The organism is Paraburkholderia phymatum (assembly GCF_038900715.1).
Classification (GTDB): domain Bacteria; phylum Pseudomonadota; class Gammaproteobacteria; order Burkholderiales; family Burkholderiaceae; genus Paraburkholderia; species Paraburkholderia phymatum_A.
Genome location: NZ_JAYMRZ010000004.1, coordinates 119,975 through 146,696, shown reverse-complemented (window position 1 = coordinate 146,696; position 26,722 = coordinate 119,975). Strand labels below are relative to the sequence as shown.

Here is a 26,722-nt window from a genome sequence, read left to right as displayed (position 1 = left end):
CCGCCCACGCGGGCGGAAGCGAGACTCACGGATGCCGGAATGCGCCGCGCCCTACTGATTGCCTTTACCTTGCTGACGGGCTGCGCCACCTATCATGCGCAGCCCATCGCGCCGACGCAGCTTGCCCGACAGTTCGAAGACAGATCCCTCACGGCCGACGATCTGCGCCAGTACATGACACGCGAACTCGGCCACGAACTCGAGTGGCCGTTGGCGAGCTGGAACGAGCAGATGCTGACGCTCGCCGCGTGGTACTACAGCCCGTCGCTCGATATTGCGCGCGCGCAATGGGGCACCGCGAAAGCGGGTATCGACGTGGCGGCGGCGATTCCGAACCCGGTGCTCCAGTTGCCGTTCCAGTACGCGACGCCGAACCCGGGCCCCGGCGCGCCGTACATAACGGGCCCCTCGCTCGATATCCCGATCGAGACGGCCGGCAAGCGCGGCTACCGGATGGACCAGGCGTCGCATCTGTCGGAAGCGGCGCGCCTTGCGATCGGCAGCGAAGCATGGAAAGTACGCGGACAGGTCCGTGACGCGCTGATCGCGCTTTACGCGGCTCGCGAGCGCACGGCGTTCCTGTCGCGCAAGGCCGACGACGAGCAGCAGATCGTGCGGATGGTCACGAAGCGGCGCGCGGTCGGCGAAAACGCGGGACCCGATGTCGATGCGCAAGTGCTCGCCGAGACGCAAGCGCAAGCCGATCTGGCCACGGCCGTCAGCGCCCGGCAGGATGCACGTGCGCAGCTCGGCGCGGCAATCGGCGTTCCCGTCGCCGCGCTCGACGCCATCCAGTTCGATCTCGATGCGTTCGGCGCCGCACCGCCTGCGCCGCCCGCCGACGACGCACGCCGCGACGCGATCTTCCATCGCGCGGACCTGCTTGCGTCGCTGGCCGAATATGCCGCCGCCGAGTCGGCGTTGCAGCTCGAAGTCGCGAAGCAGTACCCGGACATCCATCTCGGCCCCGGCTACACATACGACACGGGCACGCACAAGATCGCGTTCGGCGTGGCCGGAATCTCACTGCCCATCTTCGACCAGAACCAGGGCGGCATTGCCCAGGCCGAAGCGAAGCGCAAGGAAGCGGCCGCGCGCACAGCCGCGTTGCAGGACTCGATCCTCGGGAACCTGGACCACGCGCTCGAGCGCTATCACGCGAGCATCGACGCGATGCAGATTTCGGCCCGGCACCTCGCGGCCGCGCGCAAGCAACGCGATAGCCAGGTTGCGAGTTTCGCCGCCGGCAACGCGGACCGCCTGACCCTCGTGCAAGCGAAAGCCGACTACGAGGCAAGCGAGCTCACGCATGTCGACGCCGTCGTTGCAGCCTGGCAGGCGGCAGGCGCGCTCGAGGACGCGATGCAGCAACCGCTTGCCGCCGGACCACTCGATGCCGCCGCGACCGGCCAGGAGACAAGCCGATGAAATACCGCTTTCTGTTCTGGTCCGTAGGCACGCTTGCGCTGGCGGCGGGCGCGTGCTGGACGCTCTATCAGGCGCTCTACCCGGATTCCTTCGCGACCGCTGCGGCTGCGCAGACGGCGCCACAGTCGACGGTACAGACCGTGAACGGCGAAACGGTGATCGTCGTAAGCGCCGCTGCGCAACGCGCCAGTCATATCGAGGCGACGCGGCTCGCCGCGCTCGCCGTTCGCCCCGAGCGCACCGCCTATGCGAGCGTCGTCGACCTGCAGCCGCTCTTCGATTTGCGCACCCGCCTCGCGGCTGCGCGCGCCGATCTCGACACGTTCACTGCGCAAGCCGGCAACTCGCACACCCAGTATGAGCGCAACCGCGTGTTGTTCGACGATGACCGCAACGTGTCGCAAAAGAGCCTGCAGGATGCGCGTGCAACGATGCAGGCCGACGAGGCGAAGCGGCGGTCGGCGGAAGCCACTGTCAGCGGACTCGACGCGACGATGAGACAGCAGTTCGGCGATGCGCTCGCCGAAGCCGCGATGACGCCCGCCTCCAGTCTTTTCCAGCGTTTGCTTGCGGGCCGCGCGGTCGTGCTGCGCGTCACGCTCCCTTCCGACTACACGAGCCCCGCGCCCACTCGCATCACGATCGATACGCCCGATCGTCAAGCCGTGCCCGCGCAGAAGCTCTCGGCTTCGCCATCGAGCGACCCGTCGGTACAGGGCAACCCGTGGTTCTATGCAACGGACCACGCGCTGCCCGTCGGCACCCGCACGAGCGCGCGCGTGCCGTCGTCAGGTCCGGCGACGCAGGCGATCGTCATTCCGGAACGCGCGGTGATCTGGTACGGCGGCCAGGCATGGAGCTATGTGCAGACCGCGCCCGACCGCTTCACGCGGCGCTACGTGCCCGCCGACAACGAAGGCGATCAGGGCTTCGTCGTCACGTCCGGATTCCATGCGGGCGATGCCGTCGTCACGCAAGGCGCGCAGCTTCTGCTGTCCGAGGAACTGAAACCGCAGGGCATCGCAACCGCCTGCAAGGACCCGCCCGAATGCGATGACTGATCTGCTCGCCAGCCTCGCACGACACGCACACATTCGTCCTCATGCTCAACGCGATCATCCGGTTTTCGCTGCGCTTTCGCGGCATCATCTATGCGCTTGCCGTCATCGCGGCCGGCTACGGTCTCTTTACGCTCACGCGCGCGAAGCTCGACGTGTTTCCGGAGTTCGCTCCGCCGATGAGCATCGTCCAGACGGAAGCGCCGGGCCTGACCAGCGAGCAGGTCGAAACGCTCGTGACCCAGCCGCTCGAAAACGGCCTCGGCGGGCTAGTCGGGCTTCAGTCGATGCGATCGAAGTCGATGCAGGGGCTATCGTCGATCACGCTGGTATTCGACGCGCACGCGAACGTGATGCAGATCCGCCAGCTCGTCTCCGAGCGTGTGAGCGCGCTTGGGGCGACGATGCCCGCAGGCGTGATGCCGCCGCGACTCCTTCCGCTCACGACGACGACGAGTGTCGTGCGAACCATCGGCCTCACGTCGAAGACGCGCTCGTTGATGGACTTGTACGACATCGCGCAGTGGACGGTGCGGCCGCAACTATTGAGCGTTCCCGGCGTCGCCGACGCGATCGTGTTCGGTGGCGACACGCGCCAGCTACAGATTCAGGTCGATCCGTCGAAGCTGCTTCGCTATGGGCTGTCGATCCAGGACGTGATTGCGGCGGCACGTGTATCGACGGGCGTGCGCGGCGCGGGCTTCGTCGAAAACGACAATCAGCGCATCGCGATCAACGCGGACGGGCAGATCACTACGCCGCAGAAGCTCGGCGAAACGGTGCTGCGCTGGAGCAATGGCGCGGCCGTCCGTCTCCAGGATGTCGCGAAGCTGACGTGGGGCAGCGCGCCTGCCGTCGGCGCGGCGTCGATCATGGGCGAGCCGGGTGTGATGCTGGTGCTCGAAAGCCAGTACGGCACGAATACGCTCGCTGTCACGAAGGACATCGAGAAGACGCTAGCCTCGCTCAAACCGGTGCTCGCGAAAGAGCACGTGGACGTCAACGCCGATGTGTTCCGGCCGGCCAATTTCATCGATGCGTCGATCGGCCATCTGCGCAGCGCGTTGCTGATCGGCGCGGTGCTCGTGATCGCAGTGCTGTTCCTGTTTCTGCTCAACGTGCGCGCCGCCTTCATTTCCGCCGTTGCGATTCCGCTTTCGCTGCTCGTCGCGATCATCGTGCTGACGTCGTTCGGCGTGAGCCTGAACACGATGACGCTCGGCGGCCTTGCGATCGCGCTCGGCGAAGTCGTCGACGATGCGATCATCGACGTCGAGAACATCTACCGGCGCTTGAGGCAAAACCGCGCCCTGCCTGCTCCGTTGCCTGCATGGCGCGTCGTGCTGCGCGCGTCGCTCGAAGTGCGCAGCGCCGTGGTGTTCGCCACCTTCATCGTGATGCTGATCTTCCTGCCCGTGCTCACGCTCTCCGGTGTAGCCGGCAAGCTCTTTGCGCCGCTCGGCATTGCGTACATTCTTGCCGTGCTCGCGTCGCTCGGCGTCGCGCTCACGCTCACGCCCGCGATGGCGCTCGCGCTGCTCGTGCGCGGTCCGCTGCCCGCCGACGAACCGCCGATGATCGCAAGGCTGAAGGCGCGCTACGTCACGCTGCTGATGAAGGTCGAGGCGCGCGTCAAGACGGTGATGGTCGTGGTCGCGGTGATGTGCGTCGCGGCGCTCGCGACACTTCCGTTCATGAGCGGCAACTTCATTCCCGAACTGCGCGAAGGGCACTACATCGTGCACATGGGGCTCGCGCCCGGCACGTCGCTTGCCGAATCGATGCGCATCGGCACGCAGGTGTCGAAGGCGCTGCTCCAGGTGCCGGGCGTGCGCCTCGTCGCGCAGCGCGCGGGCCGCGCGAACGAGGTCGTCGATCCCGTCGGCGTGCAGCTCTCCGAATTCGAAGTCGATCTCGCTCCAATGAGCGCGTCGCAACAAAGCCGCACGCTCTATCGCATTCAGCAGGCGCTCGCGAAGTTTCCGGGCTTGTCGGTATCGGTCAATACGTTTCTGGTCGAGCGTATCGACGAGACAATTTCCGGCGTGACGGCGCCCGTCGTCGTCAATGTGTTCGGCGACAACCTCGACATCATCGATCGCAACGCACAGCAGATTGCGCGGCTGCTCGGGACGATACGCGGCGCGGCAAGCGTGCGCGTCGAATCGCCGCCCGGCATCCCCGAACTGCAAGTGACACTCAAGCCCAACCAGCTGAGTCGCTGGGGGTTCAGGCCCGTCGAGGTGCTCGATACGATCCAGGCGGCCTGCCAGGGCACGACGGTATCGCAGATCTACCAGGGCAGCCGTACCGCTGACGTCAGCGTGGTGCTCGCGCCGTCCGCGCGCGCGACGCTCGGCGATATCGGCGCGCTGATGCTGCGCAATCCGGACGGCCTGTCCGTGCCGTTGCGCGAACTGGCGACGATCAGCCAGGTTTCAGGTCGCTATCAGATCACGCACGACGGCGGGCAGCGCATGCAGACCGTGTCGGTCAATCTCGGCAGACGCGCGGTGAGCGACTTCGTTCGCGAAGCGCAAACGCGCGTGAACCGCGAGATCGCGATGCCCTCGGGCACCTACGCCGTCTTTGCCGGCGAAAGCGAAGCACGCGCGCAGTCTCAGCGCGATCTGCTCGCGTATGGCGTCATGTCGATCGTCGGCATTGCGCTGCTGCTGTTTCTCGCGTTGAAGAGCCGCCGTGGCGTCGTGCTGGTGATGGCCAATCTGCCGTTCGCGCTGGTGGGCGGAGTCGTCAGCGTGCTGCTCGCGGGCGGCAACCTGTCGCTGGGCAGCATGGTGGGCTTCGTGACGCTCTTCGGCATCTCGCTGCGCAATTCGATCATGCTGATCAGCCACTACGAACACCTCGTGCATGTGGACGGACTGTCATGGGGCATCGACACGGCCGTGCGCGGCGCATCGGAGCGGCTCGTGCCGATTCTGATGACGGCACTGGTCACGGCACTCGCGCTGCTGCCGCTCGCCGTGACGAGCGGCGCGGCGGGCAACGAGATCGAAGGGCCGATGGCAATCGTGATCCTCGGAGGTCTGCTCACGTCGACGGCGCTGAACCTGATCGTGCTTCCGACGCTCGCGCTGCGTTACGGGCGCTTCGAGCGCGATGCGCTGGCCGAATCCGGAATCGCGAGTGCCTGAGGTACACGAGAGAATCGGAACGCTGATGAGCGCATGCGCTCCTTGCTCTTTGCCCTACATTTCGACTATCATTGAAATATGGAAACGAACCAGACCGTCGCCGCTCTGGCGGCACTCGCGCACGAGTCCCGGCTTGCCGTGTTTCGCGCCCTCGTGCAGGCGGGCCCCGAAGGCATGCCGGCGGGCCAGATCGCCGCGCTGCTCGACATCGCGCCGTCGTCGCTCTCCTTTCATCTGAAGGAGCTGGCTCACGCGCAACTCGTCACGAGCCGGCAGGAAGGGCGCTTTGTCTTCTACTGCGCGAACTTTGCAACGATGAACGGCCTGCTGGCCTATCTCACCGAGAACTGCTGTGGCGGCAATCCCTGCACGCCAACGACAGCGTGTTCCCCTTCCAGGAAGAAGCAATCATGAAGCGCTTTCACATTCACGTCGCCGTCGAAGATCTCGCAGCAAGCGTTCGCTTTTACTCCGCGTTGTTCGCGTCCGAGCCGAGCGTCGTCAAGAGCGATTACGCGAAGTGGATGCTCGACGATCCGCGTGTGAATTTCGCCATTTCGCAGCGCGGCGCGACGCCGGGCCTCGATCATCTGGGCGTGCAAGTCGAGAGCGAAGCCGAACTGGACGAGATGCACGACCGGCTGAAAGGCGCGGCATTGCCCGTCGACGAGCAGATCGGTACGGCCTGCTGCTACGCGAATTCGAACAAGTATTGGACCGTCGATCCGCAGGGCATTGCATGGGAGTCGTATCACACGCTGAACGAGATTCCCATGTTCGGCGAATCGCGCAAGGTGCAGACGAGTGCGTCGGCCCAAGAACCCGCCGCATGCTGCGCGCCGTCGTCGGGCAAACCCGTCGGTGTTCCCGTGAAGTCTTCTTCGTCTTCCTCGTGCTGCTGAGTACTGCGCGCGATTCGACGGGCAACATATGACGACCAACGTACTGATCCTGTGCACGCACAACTCGGCCCGCAGCGTGCTGGGCGAGGCGATGTTGAATCATCTCGCCGCGAAGCTCGGCAAGGACGTTCGCGCTTTCAGCGCGGGCAGCGCGCCGGGCGGCCGTTTGAATCCGTTCGCCGTCGAGGTGCTCACGCAAGCGGGCATCGACGTAAGCGGCTATCGCAGCAAGAGCTGGGATGAGTTTGCACGCGACGATGCGCCTGCGATGCGCATCGTCATTACCGTCTGCGACAGTGCGGCCGCGGAGACGTGCCCGTACTGGCCAGGCAGTCCCGTCAAGGTTCACTGGGGCTATGCGGACCCGTCCGTTGCGCCCGGCGGCGACGAAGGCAAGCGCGTTGCATTCGAGCTCACGCGTCAGGCGATCGGATACCGGATCTTGCAGTTGCTCGCACTGCCACTGGAAACGATGAGCAACGACGAACTCCAGCGCGCGCTCACAGCGATTTCAGAATCATGACCGCAGCGATCGATCTCAAGCGCAAGGTTCTCGCCGAGCTGATCGGCACGGCTCTGCTGCTCGCCGTGGTGATCGGCTCCGGCATCATGGCCGAGCGGCTCGCGGGCGGCAACGTCGCGATCGCGTTGCTCGCCAACACGCTGGCGACCGTGGGCGGACTGTATGTGCTGATCGAAGTCTTCGGGCCATTGAGCGGCGCGCATTTCAATCCCGCCGTCAGCGCCGTGATGACGTTGCGTGGCGAACTGCCTGCGCACGAGTTGCTGCCGTACATCGCTGCGCAGTTGATCGGCGCACTGCTAGGCGCATGGCTCGCGCACGCGATGTTCGATCTGCCCATCGTCGAGTTTTCAGCGAAGATTCGCGCGGGAACCGGCCAATGGATTGCCGAAGCGGTGGCCACGGCCGGCCTGCTGCTCGTTATCCTGCGAGCGCCGGCCGGACGCGCGTCGATCATGGTCGCCGCGTACATCGGCGCTGCATACTGGTTCACGGCATCGACGTCGTTTGCAAACCCGGCGGCCGCGTTCGGCCGCATGTTCACGGACAGCTTCGCAGGCATCGCGCCCTCCAGCGTGCCTGGCTTCGTGATCGCCGAACTGATCGGCGCGGCGATCGGCCTCGCGCTTCACACCACCTTCGAGTCCCGTCGACGCCCTGCCCGCCCCAACGTCATCGAGTCCTCTGGCACGCGTCACTGAATGCGTTAACCTAGGGCATGTCGAGGCACGCGCGCATCGTCCCCTGCTTCGCGCGTTCAAATCGCAGGCATTGTTGATGCGTGCAGCGAGGAGTCCTTCCTCGTAATAGCTGTCAGGCCCGACGGAGGTTATTCATGGTCCGTCCGATCGACACGAATCGTCTTCGTATTGCCCTGCTGGTCGTCGTTGTTGCAATGGTCATGGCGGCGGCATCGACCGCGCGCCACAGCGTGGCTGCCGCTGAAAAACCTGCCGTCGCGAATCTGCCGTTGACGCACGTCGCCGACATTCCGTTGCCAGGCCGCGCATCGCGGCTCGACTACGAAAGCGATGACCCGGGGCGGCATCTGCTGTTCATCGCGCATCTCGGCGACAGTGAAGTGATCGTCTTCGATACGCAGGCTTCGCGCGTCGTTGCACGCATCGGCAACGTCGCGGCCGTGCACGGCGTACTTGTCGTCCCCGAACTGTCGCGCGTGTACGCGTCCGCGACGGGCACGAACGAGATCGTCGCCATCGACGAAAGCACGCTGAAAATCACCGCACGCATGCCGGGTGGCGTCTATCCGGATGGAATGGCCTATGCGGCCGAATCCGGAAAGCTCTACGTCTCCGATGAGACGGGCGGGACTGAAACGGTGATCGATACGCGCGCCAATCGACGAATCAACACGATTGCGCTCGGCGGCGAAGCGGGCAATACGCAGTACGACGCCGCGTCGCGTCATATCTTCGTCAATGTGCAGACGCGAAGACAACTTGTCGAAATCGATCCGGCAACTGATGCGATCGTCGCTCGCATTGACTTGCCTGGCGCTAAAGGCAATCACGGTCTCTATATCGATCCGCAATTGCATCTCGCGTTTATCGCCTGTGAAGACAACGCCAAACTGCTGACGCTAAACCTGCTCACGAAACAGGTCGTCCAATCATTCGATGTCGGCAGTGAGCCCGACGTGCTCGCGTTCGATCCCGCTTCGCGCATGCTGTACGTCGCGGGCGAAGCAGGCATCGTGTCGATGTTTGCCGCAAGTTCGTCAACCGTGTCGAAGATCGGCGAAGGCAGCATCGGACCCAACGCACACGTGGTGGCCGTCGATCCATCGACGCATCGGGTCTACTTTCCACTGAAGAGCGTCGACGGACATCCGGTGTTGCGCGTCATGGCGCCTCGGTGAATACCGTTCCGATGCACTCAACGGCGATTCACGGGCCGAAAAAAATACTTATTCCCTTCAAACCGAAATCGGTAATAATTCGCGCTCTTCTTGCCGGTTATTTTGCCCGATTCTTATCTAAGGGGTCGCATTCCAAATGATTCAGCAAAGACCCTCTTACCAAAAAGCACATCGCGCAAAACGCTTCTCCAATGCGACAAATCAATGCGATTGCTTTGTTTTTTCTTATGATATTACGCACGATCGCCAGAACCCGGTAGACTTTGCGCTGTTCGGACTGATTAGACGGCATTAAATACCGATTCGCTGTTTTCGTTGCTGATCGAGTCTGTGACATTTGCTTATTTGTTGCCTGTAAAGCGGTAATGCGGGCAGGGACACCTGCCGCGCTCTTTTAACCTGTCACGGGAACGCACCGCGTCGGTCAAACGTTTGCGCTTCAAGGATTCCAAACCCTGAAGCGGACGATCTGCGCTTTTCCTCGCATCTCCCAGACGAATTACGCAACTTCTGCCGGTGAGTTTCACGGCGAGGATCTTGTTAGCCATGGTCAAACGACGTCAATTTCTCGGACTCCTAACTTCCCTTGGTGGCAGCTACATTCTGACCGCTTGCGGCGGCGGCGGTGAAGACATCAGCGGCAGCTCGCCTGTTGCCAAATCGACGGCCCGCGCAAGCGCTGCATCGGCGAACGGCACGACTATTCCGTCCGCGTCGTACATCATCGACAACAACGGTTCCGTGTGGACGCTGTCCGGCGGTTCCGTGTATCTGAACGGCGTAAAGGCCGGCAACAACTACAACGTCACGCTGGTGCTGTGGTACGGGGGCACCGTTTATCACCAGGGCACGGGCGGTCAGTTCTACGCGTATAACGGCACCACCTGGCTCGCGAGCAGCGATCCGCGCCTGGGCGGCGGCGGCACATCCAGCGACGGCACGTCGATTCCGCCGGCCTCGCAAATCACCGACACGTCCGGCGCAGTGTGGACCGTCGTCAACGGCGTGATCTATCGAAACGGATCGGGCGTCGGCAACACGTACAACGTTTCGCTTCTGTTGTGGTATGGCGGCAGCATGTACCACCAGGGCACGGGCGGCCAGTTCTATGCATGGAACGGCACGACGTGGACCGCCTGCAACGATCCGCGTCTGGGCGGCACGTCGGTTGACGGCACGACCATTCCTTCCGCTTCGTACATCATCGACAAGACGGGCGCAATCTGGACCGTCGTCAATGGCGTCATCTATCGCAACCGCGCGACCGTCGGCAACACGTATAACGTTTCGCTTCTGCTCTGGTATGGCGGCAAGATCTGGCATCGCGGCACGGGCGGGCAGTTCTATGTGCTCGCGGACCTCGACAGATGGTTGCCGTGTGACGACCCGCGCCTCGCCACGTCGCTGACGACGGCTGGAAGCTTTTACGGCGTCAACGGACACTTCGACTACACGTACACGCCCGCGCAGCTCGTCGCGATCATGAAGAGCATGGGCTGCACGTCATATCGCGTCGGATGTACGGACGACCCGGTGCAAATCAATGCCGTCACGAAGCTGGCGCAGGCTTTCCAGGCTGCCGGACTCACGCTCTTCGTTCTCGTCAACCAGGGCGTGTATGACGCAACCGGCAAGCTGCTTCCCGGCGAAGGCGCCGCATACAACCGCGGATTCGCGGTCGGGATGACGATCGCAAAAGCACTCCAGCCGTATGGCGTCACGCTTTATGAATGCGGAAACGAGCTGACGCGACAGGACGCAACTGTCATGGACTTCACGTACGCCGGAACGAAGGCCTCCGATTTCAACAACGCCAATTGGCCCGTCATGCGCGGCGTGATGCGCGGGATGATCGACGGCGTGAAGTCGGTTCAACCGTCGGCGAAGTGCGGCATCAACTTCTGCGTTGCGGACGTCGGCGCAGCCGATGCGCTGTGGGACGGCATGCAGCCGGACGGCAGCGGCGGCTATCCGAAAGTACGCTGGGACGTCACGACGTGGCACAACTACGAAGTGTACGGGGACATCTTCAACATCGGCGTCGACGGTGCAGGTCCGGGCTTCGATCTGCCGACGTACTGCAAGGCCCGATACGGTGTGCCGTTCATCATCTCCGAATGGAATACGGGTCCGGAGAAAACCGAGGCTTACCGCGCGTCCTACATTTCGTCGACGCTGGCGAGCTTCTACCGGTCGAGAAAGAGCCACAACATTCAATCTGTGATGTACTACGTGCTGGACAGCGGCAATACAACGTACGGCATTATGATCAACGGTACTCCCGTGAGTCAGCCCTACTCGGCACTTTCGAGCTTCATTTCGGCAAACGCCGACACCTGATCTCGCACAGACCGGTCGAGCATCGACGAAGCTGTCTCAACGGCCCGCCACCTGGCGGGCCGTTTTGAATTGCGGCCGACCTTGGTGTTCTAAAGCCGATGTTCTAAAGCCGATGTTCTAAAGCTGATGTTCTAAAGTTGGCATTCAACCGGCAGAAATGACCGAAACCATCCGACGGCAACGGCTTAGCAATTCCCGCGTTTAAATCGCGTTAAACAGCACTTCTGCGGCGAGACGCAACTTCATCATCATCGGATGCGCCCACGCGTGCGACCGTCTGCGCCAGTTCAACCCTGTTCCCGCCATGCGATTTAGCGCTGTACAACGCCTGATCGGCGGCTGCGAGCAAATCGGCAAGGGTGAGCGTTTCGCTTGTGGACTGCGCGAGTCCGATGCTGACCGTGGCCCTGATCTCGACGCCGTTCTTCCTGTGAGCGATGGTGTCGGCAAAACGCCTGACGATGGCCTCGCCCACCTCTTTGCCGCGAACGCTGTCGTGTCGAGGCAGCAATGCCGCAAATTCTTCTCCGCCGATGCGCGCGAGAATCGCGTCACGTCCCAATACGCTGCGGGCGATTTCTCCAAACGACTTCAGAACTTCGTCGCCTGTCTCGTGGCCGTATCGATCGTTGATCGCCTTGAATTGATCGAGGTCGAACGCAAGCAAAGAAACGGGCCGGGATGATTCGCCGTCGCGGATGACGCGCGCGCCCTCTTCGAAAAACCATCTGCGATTGCCAAGACCGGTCAGATAATCCGTCTGCGATTCCTTTAGAAGCTGACCGTGAGCTTCGTCGCGCACGAGCCTCAACAAGGTCATCGGCAGAACAACCGAATAGAGCACGCCCTCGTAGATCGTGATCTTGCCGACAACCAGCAGCACGCCTTGCCCATACAGCGCCACCAGGCCGGGCAACACAAATGCTCTCACGGCATAAAGGAATGCATGTACGCCCGAAACGATCGCAGCGATGTGCCGCGATTGCATCCCTTTCATGCCGTCGCAACGCAGCAGTTCGCGGGACGTCATGCCGCAAGCCACCGCAATTGGGAACGCGCTCACGTAGCTCCACATCGCTTCTTGCCCGCGCGTGCCGCCAACCGCCCACGCCAGCGCGAGTAAAACGAGCATGCCGATCGAACCGGCACGGTATTGCCGCTTGCTCAACGATGCGACGCCGTGCAGGACCAGCAGATAGCCGGTGACGATGATCAGGTTGCTTAGCGCAGAGCCCGTCGCGCCGGGCAGCTTGTGGCGCAACGGCGCCACCGCACAGCCGATCGCAAGCGTGGCGTATCCCGCCGCCAGTATTTTCAATTCCCTGCTGCGCCTGGGATGCGTGCGATGCTCCCAGAGCGTCATCCCGCAACTGGCGAGAAGGGTTCCGATCGCGAGGAAATAAAGGGTTATAAGATCCACATGCATCGCTGACGTGAGGCCCGATGTGATGGCTTTAGGCCGCCACATCGCGGTGAAAGCCGGATTTTACGCCGAATCTTTCGACAGCAAGATGGATAGTCAAGCGTCCTGTTTTAATAGTGAAGTACTGATGCGCCGGCATTTCAGGGTAGATAGCACTCGACGTAATCCGATCCCGATGACCCATCGGTGGGAGTTCTCATTCGGCGCCGCAAGACGTTCGTCGTCGGCACGAGCCCGACCTATCGCAAGCGACGCAGCCGCGTGATCGGCAGCGGGACGTTGCTGCTATTCCAGCCGCGCGAGCTGTTCACCGACGTCGCCACCGGCAAGCCAATCAGCGCCGAAGTGCGCCGGCAGATCCATGCGCGAATGGTCGCGTATGACGCGATGCCCGTGCATCGGACATCGGCTTTTATGGCAATCCCGCCACGCGTGAGTGGAAGCAGTACTGCCTGCCCGACGACAACGCGCTCGTTACAGAACACTGCCCGTTCGCGAGCCGCTGACACGCGCCGCGCAGATCCGGCTTTTCATGAAGTTCGTTGCGACGATGCGCCTAAAGCAGGATCACGTGATCGCTGATCCGCACGCAGTTCCGGCCGCCGCGCTTCGCGCCGTACAGCGCTTCGTCGGCATCGCGCGCGAGTTGCTCGATCGTCGCATCGGCAGCGGCCATGCACGCAACGCCGATGCTGCACGTGTAGCCGGGCAGCGACTGATCCTCTTTCTGCTCGACCCGCCGCCGGATGATTTCGGCGTGTTCTCGCGCCTCATCGGGTTGCGCGCGCGGCAGCAGCACGGCGAATTCCTCGCCGCCCCAGCGCGCAAAGTGGCCGTGCTCCGGCAGCATGTCGGCGACGCGTCGCGCGAAGTCGGTCAGGATGCGATCGCCCGTCGCGTGCCCGTACCTGTCGTTCACCTGCTTGAAGTGATCGAGATCGATCAGCAACAGCGAAAGAAGCCCGCCCGCGCGCATCGTCTTTTCGCGTTCCTGCTGATGCGCGCTCAGAAAGGCGCGGCGATTCAGCAGGCCCGTCAGCGGGTCCATGAAGGATTGCTGCTCGAGCTGATTGCGAAGCCGGTCCATCGCCGCGAACAGCAGGCCGACCGTCACTGTCAGCGACATCAGCGCGCTCGTCGTCAGATAAATCTTCTGGAAAAGGTCCGCCGAAAAGAGCCCGGCGTTCGCCCATGACGGGATGAACATCGTCGCAACTCGCGCAGCCGTCACGACCGCCTGGACCAGCAGCATCGAGCCGACGAAGAGCGCCGTGTTGCTGCCGCGGCCGAAACGCAGCATCACGACGCAATGCGTTCCGTAGGTCAAGGTCAGGATCACCGACATCCACAGCGTGCGGCCCGATGCGGATGGCTGCACCCACGTCGTCCAGCTCATCGCGATCACGCCGACGAGCAGCAGCAACGCAATGAAGCGCCGCGACGGACGGCGCCCGAAAAACAGCTGGCTGCCGATCATCCACAGCCCCGTGCCGAGGATCATGCCGACATTGGCGACGAGAAACGAAAGCCAGTCGGCGATGCCGCCGCGCAGCGCAAGCATGATCGCCGACACCGACACGATCAGCGCCCCCGACGCCCAATGCCCGACGCCGCGAATGTTCGTCGGAAAACCGCGGCCCAGCGAAAACATCACGAGCGACATCAGCCCGGGCATGACTGACGACATGAGAATGACGGTGCGAAGATCAAAGGCTGGCATACGGTTCCGATAGCGGTCTGGCGACATGAGAACCGTCCCGGCTCGCGGGCCGCGAGGCGACGGATTTGCCCGCCTCATGTGCGCTGCAGATCAGGCTCGCAATATACCGCACGGCGAACGCAGACCGCATGTACGTCCGCGCGGCGCGGACGGTCTCACGCGCGTGTTCTCCGGGCATCGCTTCGAATATGCGCGAGCCGGATTGCGGATGCTTGCTGCTGCAACAAAACGCGCACCGCGCGCAGAGAGCGCGCTTGCAATGCGATGTCCGACGAGACGCGCGACGAGGCCACGAATAGCGATAACGACCTGTGCCTATTCGCGTTTTGACGGCCGGTCAATTCGTAACTACGCCCCGCTTTCGCGTTGTAGGACAACGTATAATAAAGACAAATCTGAATCCCCGAGGAGCGTTTCATGGCCGCGTCTGCAGCACCAGGTTCGACCCCGAGGCGACCACGCGGGAGTCTTGCTGATCAGGTCGTCGCTTATGTGAACGAGCAGGTTGCCTCGCACGCGCTCAAGCCCGGCGATCAACTGCCGACGGAAACCACGCTGATGTCGTTGCTCGGCGTGAGCCGAACCGTGGTACGCGAAGCCATTTCGCGGCTGCAGGCGAATAGCGTGATCGAAACGCGCCACGGCATCGGCAGCTTCGTGCTCGAACCGCGTCGCGAGCCGCTGGGCCTGGAGATGGTCCCCGCGACCACGCTGAACGACGTGCTCTCGGTGCTGGAATTGCGCATCAGCCTCGAAACGGAGTGTGCGGGCCTCGCGGCGCAACGCGCGAGCGAACGCGACATCGCGAAGATACGCGAGGCGCTCGACGCCGTCGAAGAAGCGAGCCGCGCAGGCGGCGACAGCACGGCCGCCGACTTGCGATTCCACATTTCGATTGCGAGCGCGACGGGCAACCGCTATTTCGTCGACATCCTCACGCAACTCGGTACGGCGCTGATTCCGCGGCATCGCGTGGATTCGCCGGGGCTCGCGCAAAGCGATCTCAGCGCGTATATGGCGCGCGTCAATCTCGAACACGAAAACATTCTCGACGCGATCGCGCGCAAGGACCCCGACGGCGCGCGCGCCGCGATGCGCATGCATTTGTCGAGCAGCCGCGAACGCTTGCGCCGTGCAAGCGCTCAGGCAGAAGAAGCGGCGACTCGCACGACGTGAGTTGATCCGTCGCGAGCATGCGTCAGCAAAGCGGCCCAACGTGGCCGCTTTTTTATTGCCAGCGCATTTTGATGATCGCGCGTTGGTGCCACGTCTTACGTGGCGCCGCCGCCGCTCGCTGCGCGGACGCTGAGCAGCGGTTGTACCGGAAGTTATTCGTCACGCGCTTTCTCTTCTCCGTCCAGCGACCGGCATCGGTCATCGTACAACAAGAGTTGCGAACAAGGCACCACAGGCCGTCTCGCACCCCGGCCCTCCAGCCTTCCTGTTGACTCCTTGCAGCCCGATTCAGGGTTTACCAGCCTTTCTCCAGGTCAACTGACGACTTATCTTGTGTTCAGACGTCCTATGACATACCATGTTCCCGCCGAGCAAGCGCCAAAGCGCCCACTCTGGCCGACAGGAGAAAGAGATGACCCAGCCGTCCCCGTATCAACCGCTGCCGAACAGCTTTCGCGCCGCCGTCAGAAACGGCGAGCGGCTCATCGGCTGCTGGGCGTCGTTTGCCAGCCCGATCACGACCGAACTGCTGGGCACCGTGGGCTTCGACTGGCTGCTGCTCGACGCCGAGCACGCGCCCAACGACGAACTCACGCTGATCCCGCAGCTGATGGCGTTGAAAGACAGCCGCTCGGCGCCCGTGGTTCGGCCGCCCGCCAACGACAGCGTGATCATCAAGCGCATGCTCGACCTGGGCTTCTTCAATTTCCTGATTCCGTTCGTCGACAGCGCGGACGATGCGCGCCGCGCGGTCGCCGCCACCCGCTATCCGCCGCAGGGCATTCGCGGCGTGTCGGTCAGTCAGCGCGGCAATCGCTACGGCACCGTGGCCGACTACTTGCACGTCGCCAACGAAAACATCTGCGTCGTCGTGCAGATCGAGAGCCGCGCTGCCGTCGAGGCGATCGACGAAATCGCGGCTGTCGAAGGCATCGACGGCGTCTTCATCGGACCGTCGGACCTCGCCGCCGCCTACGGCCATCTCGGCAATCCCGCGCACGCCGATGTCCAGCAGGCCATCGCGCATGTGTTCGAGCGGGCGAAGGCGGCGGGCAAGGCCTCGGGCATCCTCGCGCCCGTGCAGCAGGACGCAGAACGCTATCTCGCGATGGGCAGCACGCTGGTTTCCGTCTGCGCCGACATGGGGCTTCTGCGCAACGCCGCACTAAACGTCCGAAAGCATTTCATGCCGGACTGAGCGGAACGCCCCCTCACCTCACACTATCTGGAGTAGCGAATGAAAAAAGCAGGCTTCATCGGACTCGGCATCATGGGCAAGCCCATGGCGGCCAATCTTCGCAAGAACGGTGTCGAGCTCGCCGCCTTCACGCGCAGCGGCGTGCCGGACGAGCTGACGCAAGCGGGCGTGCTCGCGTGCGGCAGTCCCGCCGAAGTCGCCGAAAAAGCGGATGTCGTCTTCATCATGGTGCCCGACACGCCCGACGTCGAACGCGTGCTGTTCGGCGAGAGCGGCGTGGCAAGCAAGCTGCGTCAAGGCCAGATTGTCGTCGACATGAGTTCGATCTCACCGATCGCAACGCGCGACTTCGCGGCTCGCGTGCGCGAAAAAGGCGCCGACTATCTCGACGCGCCCGTCTCCGGCGGCGAGGTCGGCGCGAAGGCCGCGTCGCTGACGATCATGGTGGGCGGCTCGCAAGCCGCGTTCGATGCCGTCAAGCCGTTCTTCGACATGATGGGCAAGAACGTCTCGCTGATCGGCGAAGCGGGCGCGGGCCAGATCTGCAAGGTGGCCAATCAGGTCATCGTCGCGGCGACGATCGAAGCCATCGGCGAAGCGCTGCTGCTCGCGTCGAAAGCGGGCGTCGATGCCGAGAAGGTGCGCAAGGCGCTGATGGGCGGCTTCGCTTCGTCGCGCATTCTCGAAGTGCACGGCGAACGCATGACGAAGCGCACGTTCGATCCGGGCTTCCGTATCGAGCTGCATCAAAAGGATCTGAACCTCGCGCTTTCGACGGCGCAGGCGCTCGGCGTGTCGCTACCGAATACGGCCACCTGTCAGGCACTTTTCAATGCGTGCGCGGCGCACGGCGGTAACGCATGGGATCACTCGGGCATGGTCCGCGCGCTGGAGTATCTCGCCAGTCACGAAATCGGACAGCAGCAGAAATGATAACGACACGTCCACCGCGCGTGCCGGATCGTCGAATGAACGCACGCACATGATGAGCGAGCCGACTTCCGCGTCGTTCTTCGCGATCGTCTCGAACGCGGCGGACGGCGATCTTGCCGTGTTTCGCGTCGACACATCGACGGGCCGCATCGAGCGCGTCGCGCGTCATCCCGCTGGCGAGGCCGTCATGCCGATGACGCTGTCCGCCGACGGCAGCCGGCTCCACGCCGCAACGCGCGCAGCGAAGCGGACCATCGTCACGTATGCCGTCGATTCAGGCACGGGCAATCTCACGCGACTGCGAACGACGTCCATTGCATCCAGCCTCGCCTATCTGTCGCTGACACCGTCCGGCGCGTGGCTGCTCGGCGCATCGTATGGCGAGCATTCGGTGAGCCTTTATCGCGCCGCCGATGTTCACGCGAATGCGCAAGTCGATCCGTTCCAGGTGATCGACGGCATCGAGCACGCGCATTCGATCGTGGCATCCGCGGATGGCCGCTTTGCGTACGTCGCGTCGCTCGGCTCGGATACGGTGTCGTGCTACGCGATCGTCGAGCGCGACGCCGATGCACGGCTCGAACTCGTGCAGACGGTGCGCGTCGAGCTGGGCTTCGGTCCGCGTCATCTGCGCTTTTCGCCGGATGGCAAAACGCTCTATGTATCGAGCGAGTTTCGCGCAACGGTCGCCGTGTTCGCGCGCGACAGCGCAACGGGCGCGCTCACGGCCCGCTCGATCGCGCCGCGTGCGCCGGCGCTCGCTCGTCTGCATGACGGTCGCGCGCGTCCGCTTGCTTCGGGCACGGCGGGCGCGCAAGTCGATCCATCGACGCTCGTCTGGGCCGCCGACATTCAGCTCACACCCGACGGACGTTTCCTTTTCGTCGCCGAGCGCACGACGAGCCGGTTGATCGGCTACCGCGTGACGGACGACGGATCGCTCGAATACGCAGGCTGCACCGACACCGAAACGCAACCGCGCGGCTTCCGGATCGACCCGAGCGGACGCTTCCTCGTCGCGTGCGGAGAGCAATCGACGCACGTCGCCGTGTATGCGATCGACGCCGGCTCAGGCGCGCTTGCCCTGCTGTCGCGCTGCGAAGGCGGACGCGGCGCGAACTGGGTCGAAATCGTTCCGCAAACGCAGCCGGCCACGCGCACGACGTCTGCTGAACCCACTCATTGATCTCCACGCACCGAACCTCAGGACCGACTTTCATGTCTACGATCGCATCCCAAACCCAAGGCGCGCCGACCGTCACCGAATTGCGCGTGGTGCCCGTCGCCGGCCGCGACAGCATGCTGATGAACCTGAGCGGCGCGCATGGCCCGTTCTTCACGCGCAACGTCGTCATTCTGCGCGACAGCGCGGGCAACACCGGCGTCGGCGAAGTGCCGGGCGGCGAGAATATCCGCAAGACCATCGACGATGCGCGCCCGTTCGTCGTCGGCCAGTCCGTCGGCAATCTGCACGCGGCGTTGAACAAGGTACGCAAGCAATTCGCGGATCGCGACGCGGGCGGCCGCGGCCTGCAAACCTTCGATCTGCGCACGACCATCCACGCGGTGACGGCGCTCGAAGCCGCGTTGCTCGATCTGCTCGGCCAGCATCTCGGCGTGCCCGTCGCGGCGCTGCTCGGCGAAGGCCAGCAACGCGACGAAGTCGAAATGCTCGGCTATCTGTTCTATATCGGCGACCGCAACAAAACGGACCTGCCATATGCAAGCGGCGCCGAAGGCCGCGACGACTGGGAACGCCTGCGCACCGAAGAAGCGATGACGCCCGAAGCCGTCGTTCGCCTCGCGGAAGCGGCGCAGGCGCGCTATGGCTTCAATGACTTCAAGCTCAAAGGAGGCGTGCTTTCCGGCGACGCCGAAATCGAAGCGGTCACGGCGCTCGCCGAACGCTTCCCCGATGCGCGCGTGACGCTCGATCCGAACGGCGCTTGGTCGCTGGCAGAAGCGATCCGCCTGTGCCGCGACAAGCACGATGTGCTCGCCTACGCCGAAGACCCATGCGGCGCGGAGAACGGCTATTCGGGCCGCGAAGTGATGGCCGAATTCCGCCGCGCGACGGGCCTGCCGACGGCCACCAACATGATCGCGACCGACTGGCGCCAGATGGGCCATGCAATCCAGTTGCAATCGGTCGACATTCCGCTCGCCGATCCGCACTTCTGGACGATGCAAGGCTCGGTGCGCGTCGCGCAGATGTGCAACGACTGGGGCCTCACATGGGGCTCGCACTCGAACAATCACTTCGACATTTCGCTTGCGATGTTCACGCACGTCGCGGCCGCCGCGCCTGGCAAGATCACCGCAATCGACACACACTGGATCTGGCAGGACGGCCAGTACCTGACGCGCAATCCGTTGCAGATCGTCGGCGGCAAGGTGAAGGTGCCGGCCAGGCCCGGCCTCGGCATCGAACTCGACATCGATGCGCTCGAACAGGCGCACGCGCTGTATCAGCAGCACGGACTGGGCGCGCGCGACGATGGCATCGCAATGCAGTACCTGATTCCGAACTGGAAGTTCGACAACAAGCGCCCCTGCCTCGTGCGCTGATGTCGGGCTGATTGCGTGCTGGTTGCGCGCTGATTGCGTACAGATGGCCTGTTCATTGCACGCCTGTCGCGCGCTGACAGCGAATCAAACCCGAACGCCGAAACAACGCGGCCAGCAAGGCCGCCCCACATCGACCGACATTCAAAGCGAACATGACCACGCCTCAAGAACTCAAAGCGATCGTTTCCGACGGCCTTCTGTCGTTCCCCGTCACGGACTTCGACAGCAATGGCAACTTCCGCGCCGACACCTACGCGGCGCGCCTCGAATGGCTCGCGCCGTATGGCGCAACGGCTCTCTTCGCGGCGGGCGGCACGGGCGAATTCTTCTCGCTGACGAAGTCCGACTATACGAACGTCATCCGCACGGCGACGGAGACCTGCAAGGGCAAGGTGCCGATCCTCGCGGGCGCGGGCGGCCCGACGCGCGTCGCGATCGAATATGCGCAGGAAGCGGCGCGCCTCGGCGCGAGCGGCGTGCTGCTGATGCCGCACTATCTGACGGAAGCACCGCAGGAAGGTATCGCCGCGCACGTCGAGCAGGTGTGCAACGCGGTGAAGAACATCGGCGTTATCGTCTACAACCGCGCGAACTCGAAGCTCAGCGCGGACACGCTAGAACGTCTCGCGGACAAGTGCCCGAACCTGATCGGCTTCAAGGACGGCGTGGGCGACATCGAAAGCATGGTGACGATCCGCCGGCGCATGGGCGACCGCTTCTCGTACCTCGGCGGCCTGCCGACGGCCGAAGTCTACGCGGCCGCGTACAAGGCGCTGGGCGTCCCCGTCTATTCGTCGGCCGTGTTCAACTTCATTCCGAAGACGGCGATGGCGTTCTACCGCGCAATCGCCGCCGACGATCACGCGACGACGGGCAAGCTGCTCGACGAGTTTTTCCTCCCGTATCTCGCGATCCGCAATCGTCGGCAAGGGTACGCGGTCAGCATCGTGAAGGCGGGCGCGAAACTGGTCGGCCGTGACGCGGGCCCGGTGCGCGCGCCGCTGACCGATCTGACGGAAGACGAAATGGCGCAGCTCGATGCGCTGATCAAGAAGCTCGGCGCTCAGTGACGTCCATGTGAAGCGATGCGATGCGTTGCGCGCCGCCGCGAAGGCTTACGCGCAACGCAACGATCGTGTAACGGCTCATGTCGTTGTCGTCCCAAGGCTGACGAACCCTTATCTGCACGGCCCCATGTGAGCGTGAAAGAAATTGAAGCGTCAGCGCTTCGCTGCGAGGCCCGTTGCCCATCGCGCCGCGCTGCTTGCATCAACGCATATCGACGCCGATCGTCGATCAGCTTGCGCAGCGCTTAGCCAACGAATCAGCGAATAAACGGCGACAGCGCACGCAGCCAGCAAACGGCCGCCACCGCGCCGCCATCCGGTTCGCCGACGGCGCGCTCGCCGAGATAGCTCGCCCGTCCGACGCGCGGCATCATCGACGCCGTCGCGTCCGCGCCTTTCTGCGCGGCCTCGACGGAGACGGCCCACGCATCGGCGAGCGGCCAGCCGTTGCGAACGGCGGCCGAAAACGCGTCGGCCGCGGGCCGCAGCGCATCGAGCATCGTGCGTTCGCCGGGCTGCGCGCCGCCTAGTTCCGCAATTGCGCTGACGGCGAGATCGAACGCGTCGGCCCAATCGGAGGCCGAAGGCGCGCGGCTTTCCGCGAGACGGCGCGACGCGCGCAGCAAGGCCGTCGCATAGAACGGCCCCGAGCTGCCAGCAATCGCGCGGCGCAACGTCACGGCGAGTTCCGCGAGCGCGTCAGCTTCCGAAAGCCACGCCGTATCCGGCAACGCGAGCACCGCTTCGCCCGCGCGTTTCATGCTCGAGCCCAGGTCGCCATCGCCTGCTTTCGAATCGAGATCGGTGAGGCGCGCTTCGGCGTCGATCAACGCGCGCGCGGCCGCATCGAACGCGTGCTGCAACGTCGAGCGTTGCGCGGCACGCGGCGCCGTGGCTTCACCCGTCACGGCACCGACGTCCGCATGCAAGGTCACGCCCACCGCGCCGTCGACGTTCACGCGCCCCGTGTTCCGCCACGCGGCGACGCTGGTCGGCGCATCGAGCAGCGCGAGGCGCGCGTCGTCGACACGCATCACCGAGATCGAGCAGCCCGGCATGTTCAGCGCCGACAGCAACGTGCCGCACCACGCGCGCTCGATCACGAGCCCTCGTTGCCGAAGTCCGTTGATCGCCGCGCGCGCGACGACGGCCAGTTCCATCGGCGGCGTCGCGCCGAGTCCGTTGACGAGCAGCACGACACGCTCGCCGTGCGCCAGTTGCAGATCGTCGGCGATGGCCGTGAGCAGCGTTTCCGTCAGTTCGTCGGCGGGCATCGGCTGCGTGCGCCGCACGCCCTTCTCGCCGTGAATGCCGAGGCCGAGTTCGATCTCGTCGTCGGCGAGGGAGAAGCTCGCCTGTCGCGTCGCGGGCAGCGTGCAGCCGTCGAGCGCGACGCCCATCGTGCCGATCGCGTCCGCCGCTTCGCGCGCGAGCGCCGCGACTTCGCCGAGCGTCCTGCTCGCCGCGGCCGCCGCGCCCGCGACCTTGTGCACGAACACGGTCCCCGCGATGCCGCGCCGCCGGCCGCGTTCGACCGTGTTGCGCAACGACACGTCGTCCGCGACGACGACGACTTCGACGGGAATCCCTTCGGCGCGCGCCAGTTCCGCCGCCAGGCCGAAGTTGAGACGGTCGCCCGTGTAGTTCTTGACGACCAGCAGCGCGCCATTCGGTCCCGCCGACGCGCGGATCGCGGCGAGCACGGCATCCGTCGACGGCGACGTGAACACTTCGCCGCACACGGCCGCCGCGAGCATGCCTTCGCCGACGTAGCCCGCGTGCGCCGGCTCATGCCCGCTGCCGCCGCCCGAGATGACCGCGACGCGCCGCGCGTGCGGCGCGGGGAGACCGCGCTGCACGACGACGTTCGCGTCATGCAGCAGCGCGGTATCGGGCGCGAGCATCGCAAGGCCTTCGAGCATTTCGCGCACGACGCGCGACGGATCGTTCAACAGCTTCTTCATGGCAGTGAACCTCGGCGGATCGGGTTGCGGACGAACGGATGGAGCAGCCGCATCGGCAGCGAACGCCGTGCGCGTGGGCGGGTCCATCCGTCGAAAGGGATAACGAAAGGGATAACTCTAGCGTCAGCGGCGCGAAGGTGCATCGGGTGCATCCTGCGCCTTCAGGAAGTCGACGAATGCGCGCAACGGCGCGGGCAAATGGCGGCGGCCCGGATAGTACAGAAACGGCCCTGAAAACGGCTGCCACCAAGGTTCGAGAATCGGCTCCAGCGCGCCGCTGTCGAGATGCGGCCGCAGCATGCCCTCGAACAGATGGATGACGCCTATGCCCGCGATCGCCGCGCTGACTGCAAGGTCGATCGCCGCGCCCGGCCTGACGACGAGCGGCCCCGACGGATCGAGCCGCACCACTTCGCCGTCGCGCTCGAAGTCCCACGTCGGCAGCGCGCCGCCCGCGAACTGGCCGCGCAGGCACGCGTGAGCGAGCAGATCGCGCGGATGCTCGGGCCTGCCGTGCGCGTCGAGATAGCCCGGCGCCGCGGCCGTCGCGAAACGCTGCACACGCGGCCCGATCGGAACAGCGATCATGTCCTGCTCGAGACGCTCGTCGTAGCGGATGCCCGCATCGCAGCCGATCGACAGCACGTCGACGAAACCATCCTCGACCACGACTTCCACGCGTATGTCAGGGTATGCGTCGAGAAACGACGCGATGACGGACGGCAACACGATGCGCGCGACGCTCGACGGCACGTTCAGCTTGAGGGTGCCCGTCGGCTTGTCCCTGAAAACGTTGAGCACATCGAGCGCGGCCTCCATTTCGCTGAAGAGCGGCGTCAGCTTGTCGATCAGGCGCTGCCCCGCTTCCGTCGGCGCGACGCTGCGCGTGGTCCGGTTCAGCAGCCGCAAGTCGAGCTTCGTTTCGAGCCGGCGAACGGCGATGCTCAGGCTCGACGCCGAAACGCCGCTGATGCGCGCGGCGTCGCGAAAGCCGCCGGCACGCGCGACCGAGACGAAGGCGGCGAGATCGTTGAGTTCCATGTCCATTGTTCGAAATTTTCAACAACCCGTACACCTTAGGTCGCTTTATTCAACAGCGCAACCGGATCAAACTGGCGGCGTTCAACAAGGAGAGCGTCATGTCGAAGTTCAAGTCAGCCGATCACTTCACGCTTGCCGGCCGCCAGATTCGCCGCATGGGCTATGGCGCGATGCAACTCGCGGGGCCCGGCGTATTCGGGCCGCCGAAGGACCGCGACGCCTGCATCGCCGTGCTGCGCGAGGCGATCGCGTCGGGCGTCAATCACATCGATACGAGCGATTTCTACGGGCCGCACATCACGAACCAGTTGATCCGCGAAGCGCTGCATCCGTATCCCGACGATCTGCTGATCGTCACGAAAGTCGGCGCGGTGCGAGGCGACGACGGCGCGTGGCTTCCCGCGTTCGAGCCGGAGGATATCCGCCGCGCCGTGCACGACAATCTGCGCAACCTCGGCGTCGAAGCACTCGATGTCGTCAACATGCGCATCATGGGGAGCGTCCATAGCCCGAGCGAAGGCTCGATCGAAAAGCAGGTCGTGGCGCTGGCCGAGCTTCAGCGCGAAGGACTCGTGCGGCACATCGGCCTGAGCAACGTCACCGCGACGCAGATTGCCGAAGCCCAGCGCATCGCGGCGATCGTCTGCGTGCAGAATCACTACAACCTCGTTCATCGCGAGGACGATGCGCTCGTCGACGAACTCGGGGCCAAAGGCATTGCGTACGTGCCATTCTTTCCGCTCGGCGGATTCACGCCGATTCAGTCGTCGGCGCTGTCGAACCTCGCAGGCGAACTCGACGCGACGCCGATGCAGGTCGCGCTCGCGTGGCTGCTGCATCGTGCGCCGAACATCCTGTTGATTCCCGGCACGTCGTCCGTCGCGCATCTGCGCGAGAACTTGCAGGCCGGTGAATTGAAACTGACGGACGCGACGCTCGCCGAACTCGATGCGATCGGACGACGCAGCGAGAATCAGCGAGACGAATGAGCGTGGTGCCGCCGCGTGTCTACGAGGCGGACTTCATGCGGACAGCTGCTGCATGATCGCGTAGAGATCCGTCTTGCCTTCGAAGCCGATGCCGGGAAGATCCGGCATCGTGAGATAGCCGTTCTCGACTTTCACGCCATCGGGGAAGCCGCCGAACGGCTGGAACAGATCGGGATACGACTCGTTGCCGCCGAGCCCGAGCCCCGCCGCGATGTTCAGCGACATCTGATGCCCGCCGTGCGGAATGCAGCGGCTCGCCGACCAGCCATGCTGATGCAGCATGTCAAGCGTGCGCAGATATTCGACGAGCCCATAGCTCAACGCGCAGTCGAATTGCAGCCAGTCGCGGTCCGCGCGCATGCCGCCATAGCGGATCAGGTTGCGCGCGTCCTGCATCGAGAACAGGTTCTCGCCTGTCGCCATCGGCTTGTCGTAGTAGTTGCGCAGCGTGGCCTGCAATTCGAAGTCGAGAGGATCGCCCGCTTCTTCGTACCAGAACAGATCGTATTGCGACAATGCCTTCGCATACTGGATCGCCGTGTCGAGATCGAAGCGGCCATTCGCGTCGACGGCGAGCTTCTGGCCATCGCCGAGCACACCGAGAATCGAATCGATGCGGCGCAGGTCCTCGTCGAGCGACGCCCCGCCGATCTTCTTCTTCACCACCGTATAGCCGCGGTCCAGATAGCTGCGCATCTCGTCCTTCAGCTTCTCGTGGTCCTGGCCCGGATAGTAGTAACCGCCCGCCGCGTACACGAACACCTTGCGGTTCGGCTGACCGTTGCCATAGCGGTCCGCGAGCAACTGGAACAGCGGCTTGCCTTCGATCTTCGCGACGGCGTCCCACACGGCCATGTCGATCGTGCCGATCGCCACCGAGCGTTCGCCGTGTCCGCCCGGCTTCTCGTTCTTGAACATCGTCGCCCAGATCTTGTGCGGGTCGAGATTGTCGCCGGCATCGTTGACGAGCGATGCAGGGTCCGCTTCCGTCAGTCGCGCAATGATGCGCTCGCGCATCAGCATGCCCTGCCCATAGCGGCCGTTCGAGTTGAAGCCGTAACCGACCACGGGCTTGCCGTCGCGCATCACGTCGGTGATGACGGCGACGAGGCTCAGCGTCATCTTGCTGAAGTCGATGTACGCATTGCGAATGGGGGAACTGATCGGGAAAGTCTTCTCGCGGATTTCAACGATTTTCATAGTGACGGCGAATGCAATTGACGTTGATGAACGTTGGAAGCCGCTAGGTTATGCGCGAATCCGCGCGCTATGATTCACTGAAACTCACTTCTTTATTAACTTTGGGTGAAAACCGCCACAACCGCGGCACTCGGCCGCCGACTGTCGACAGGCTT

At 64.0% G+C, this 26,722-nt stretch carries 21 protein-coding genes and 1 pseudogene; 17 read left to right on the top strand and 5 right to left on the bottom strand.

All coding sequences use genetic code 11. The annotated features are described in order from the left end of the window. Positions 1-39: 39 nt before the first annotated feature. The 9 genes from VSR68_RS09390 to VSR68_RS09350 all read left to right on the top strand — a co-directional run bounded on the left by VSR68_RS09390 (position 40) and on the right by VSR68_RS09350 (position 11,288). Positions 40-1,428 (top strand): TolC family protein, encoded by a 1,389-nt coding sequence (locus VSR68_RS09390; RefSeq protein ID WP_342939570.1) that lies wholly within the window; start codon positions 40-42, stop codon positions 1,426-1,428. Further along, positions 1,425-2,489: a metal transporter gene (locus VSR68_RS09385; RefSeq protein ID WP_342939569.1), complete on the top strand. Its 1,065-nt coding sequence runs from the start codon at positions 1,425-1,427 to the stop codon at positions 2,487-2,489. The genes VSR68_RS09390 and VSR68_RS09385 overlap by 4 nt, the downstream gene beginning before the upstream one ends. 41 nt (positions 2,490-2,530) lie before the next feature. Further along, positions 2,531-5,644: an efflux RND transporter permease subunit gene (locus VSR68_RS09380; protein ID WP_342939568.1), complete on the top strand. Its 3,114-nt coding sequence runs from the start codon at positions 2,531-2,533 to the stop codon at positions 5,642-5,644. 78 nt (positions 5,645-5,722) lie between these two features. Then, the gene (locus VSR68_RS09375; RefSeq protein WP_342939567.1) at positions 5,723-6,058 is read left to right on the top strand and encodes a metalloregulator ArsR/SmtB family transcription factor; all 336 of its coding nucleotides are present in this window, start codon (positions 5,723-5,725) and stop codon (positions 6,056-6,058) included. After that, the gene (locus VSR68_RS09370) at positions 6,055-6,546 is read left to right on the top strand and encodes an ArsI/CadI family heavy metal resistance metalloenzyme (protein WP_342939566.1); all 492 of its coding nucleotides are present in this window, start codon (positions 6,055-6,057) and stop codon (positions 6,544-6,546) included. The genes VSR68_RS09375 and VSR68_RS09370 overlap by 4 nt, the downstream gene beginning before the upstream one ends. 28 nt (positions 6,547-6,574) lie before the next feature. Then, positions 6,575-7,069 (top strand): arsenate reductase ArsC, encoded by a 495-nt coding sequence (locus VSR68_RS09365; RefSeq protein ID WP_342939565.1) that lies wholly within the window; start codon positions 6,575-6,577, stop codon positions 7,067-7,069. Next, positions 7,066-7,770: an MIP/aquaporin family protein gene (locus VSR68_RS09360; protein WP_342939564.1), complete on the top strand. Its 705-nt coding sequence runs from the start codon at positions 7,066-7,068 to the stop codon at positions 7,768-7,770. The genes VSR68_RS09365 and VSR68_RS09360 overlap by 4 nt, the downstream gene beginning before the upstream one ends. 134 nt (positions 7,771-7,904) lie before the next feature. Further along, positions 7,905-8,948, top strand: a complete 1,044-nt coding sequence (locus VSR68_RS09355) for a YncE family protein (RefSeq protein WP_342939563.1) — start codon at positions 7,905-7,907, stop codon at positions 8,946-8,948. A gap of 546 nt (positions 8,949-9,494) precedes the next feature. Next, positions 9,495-11,288 carry a hypothetical protein gene (locus VSR68_RS09350; RefSeq protein ID WP_342939562.1) on the top strand — a complete coding sequence of 598 codons (1,794 nt, stop codon included), beginning with the start codon at positions 9,495-9,497 and terminating at the stop codon, positions 11,286-11,288. A 211-nt stretch (positions 11,289-11,499) separates the two neighbouring features. Here the strand turns inward: VSR68_RS09350 and VSR68_RS09345 are convergent, their stop codons facing one another. After that, the gene (locus VSR68_RS09345; protein WP_342939561.1) at positions 11,500-12,714 is read right to left on the bottom strand and encodes a GGDEF domain-containing protein; all 1,215 of its coding nucleotides are present in this window, start codon (positions 12,712-12,714) and stop codon (positions 11,500-11,502) included. 174 nt (positions 12,715-12,888) lie between these two features. Between VSR68_RS09345 and VSR68_RS42780 the strand changes: the two are divergent. After that, positions 12,889-13,217, top strand: a pseudogene (locus VSR68_RS42780) (YqcI/YcgG family protein); the annotation flags it as partial. A gap of 50 nt (positions 13,218-13,267) precedes the next feature. Here VSR68_RS42780 and VSR68_RS09340 read toward each other — a convergent pair. Continuing rightward, on the bottom strand, positions 13,268-14,398 hold the full coding sequence (locus VSR68_RS09340) for a GGDEF domain-containing protein (RefSeq protein ID WP_342939560.1): 1,131 nt from the start codon (positions 14,396-14,398) through the stop codon (positions 13,268-13,270). Positions 14,399-14,848: 450 nt separating this feature from the next. Between VSR68_RS09340 and VSR68_RS09335 the strand changes: the two genes are divergently transcribed. The 6 genes from VSR68_RS09335 to kdgD all read left to right on the top strand — a co-directional run bounded on the left by VSR68_RS09335 (position 14,849) and on the right by kdgD (position 21,376). Continuing rightward, complete coding sequence (locus VSR68_RS09335; RefSeq protein ID WP_342939559.1) at positions 14,849-15,607, top strand: FadR/GntR family transcriptional regulator; 759 nt, start codon at positions 14,849-14,851, stop codon at positions 15,605-15,607. 412 nt (positions 15,608-16,019) lie between these two features. Further along, entirely contained in the window at positions 16,020-16,805 is a 786-nt protein-coding gene (garL, locus tag VSR68_RS09330) for a 2-dehydro-3-deoxyglucarate aldolase (protein ID WP_342939558.1), read from the top strand. 39 nt (positions 16,806-16,844) lie between these two features. Beyond that, complete coding sequence (locus VSR68_RS09325; RefSeq protein WP_342939557.1) at positions 16,845-17,738, top strand: 2-hydroxy-3-oxopropionate reductase; 894 nt, start codon at positions 16,845-16,847, stop codon at positions 17,736-17,738. Between the two features lie 52 nt (positions 17,739-17,790). Beyond that, positions 17,791-18,924 (top strand): lactonase family protein, encoded by a 1,134-nt coding sequence (locus VSR68_RS09320; RefSeq protein ID WP_342939853.1) that lies wholly within the window; start codon positions 17,791-17,793, stop codon positions 18,922-18,924. Between the two features lie 32 nt (positions 18,925-18,956). Next, entirely contained in the window at positions 18,957-20,306 is a 1,350-nt protein-coding gene (gudD, locus tag VSR68_RS09315; RefSeq protein ID WP_342939556.1) for a glucarate dehydratase, read from the top strand. 152 nt (positions 20,307-20,458) lie between these two features. Beyond that, positions 20,459-21,376 (top strand): 5-dehydro-4-deoxyglucarate dehydratase, encoded by a 918-nt coding sequence (gene kdgD, locus VSR68_RS09310; protein ID WP_342939555.1) that lies wholly within the window; start codon positions 20,459-20,461, stop codon positions 21,374-21,376. Positions 21,377-21,630: 254 nt separating this feature from the next. Here the strand turns inward: kdgD and VSR68_RS09305 are convergent, their stop codons facing one another. Next, positions 21,631-23,337 (bottom strand): dihydroxyacetone kinase family protein, encoded by a 1,707-nt coding sequence (locus tag VSR68_RS09305; protein ID WP_342939554.1) that lies wholly within the window; start codon positions 23,335-23,337, stop codon positions 21,631-21,633. A 123-nt stretch (positions 23,338-23,460) separates the two neighbouring features. After that, positions 23,461-24,378 carry a LysR family transcriptional regulator gene (locus VSR68_RS09300; protein WP_342939553.1) on the bottom strand — a complete coding sequence of 306 codons (918 nt, stop codon included), beginning with the start codon at positions 24,376-24,378 and terminating at the stop codon, positions 23,461-23,463. A gap of 98 nt (positions 24,379-24,476) precedes the next feature. On the opposite strand from VSR68_RS09300, the gene VSR68_RS09295 reads away from it, so the two are divergent. Next, a complete protein-coding gene (locus VSR68_RS09295; protein WP_342939552.1) occupies positions 24,477-25,367 on the top strand; it encodes an aldo/keto reductase family oxidoreductase in 891 nt (296 codons plus the stop codon). A gap of 33 nt (positions 25,368-25,400) precedes the next feature. Here the strand turns inward: VSR68_RS09295 and VSR68_RS09290 are convergent, their stop codons facing one another. After that, positions 25,401-26,567 carry a mandelate racemase/muconate lactonizing enzyme family protein gene (locus VSR68_RS09290; RefSeq protein ID WP_342939551.1) on the bottom strand — a complete coding sequence of 389 codons (1,167 nt, stop codon included), beginning with the start codon at positions 26,565-26,567 and terminating at the stop codon, positions 25,401-25,403. Positions 26,568-26,722: the final 155 nt, after the last annotated feature.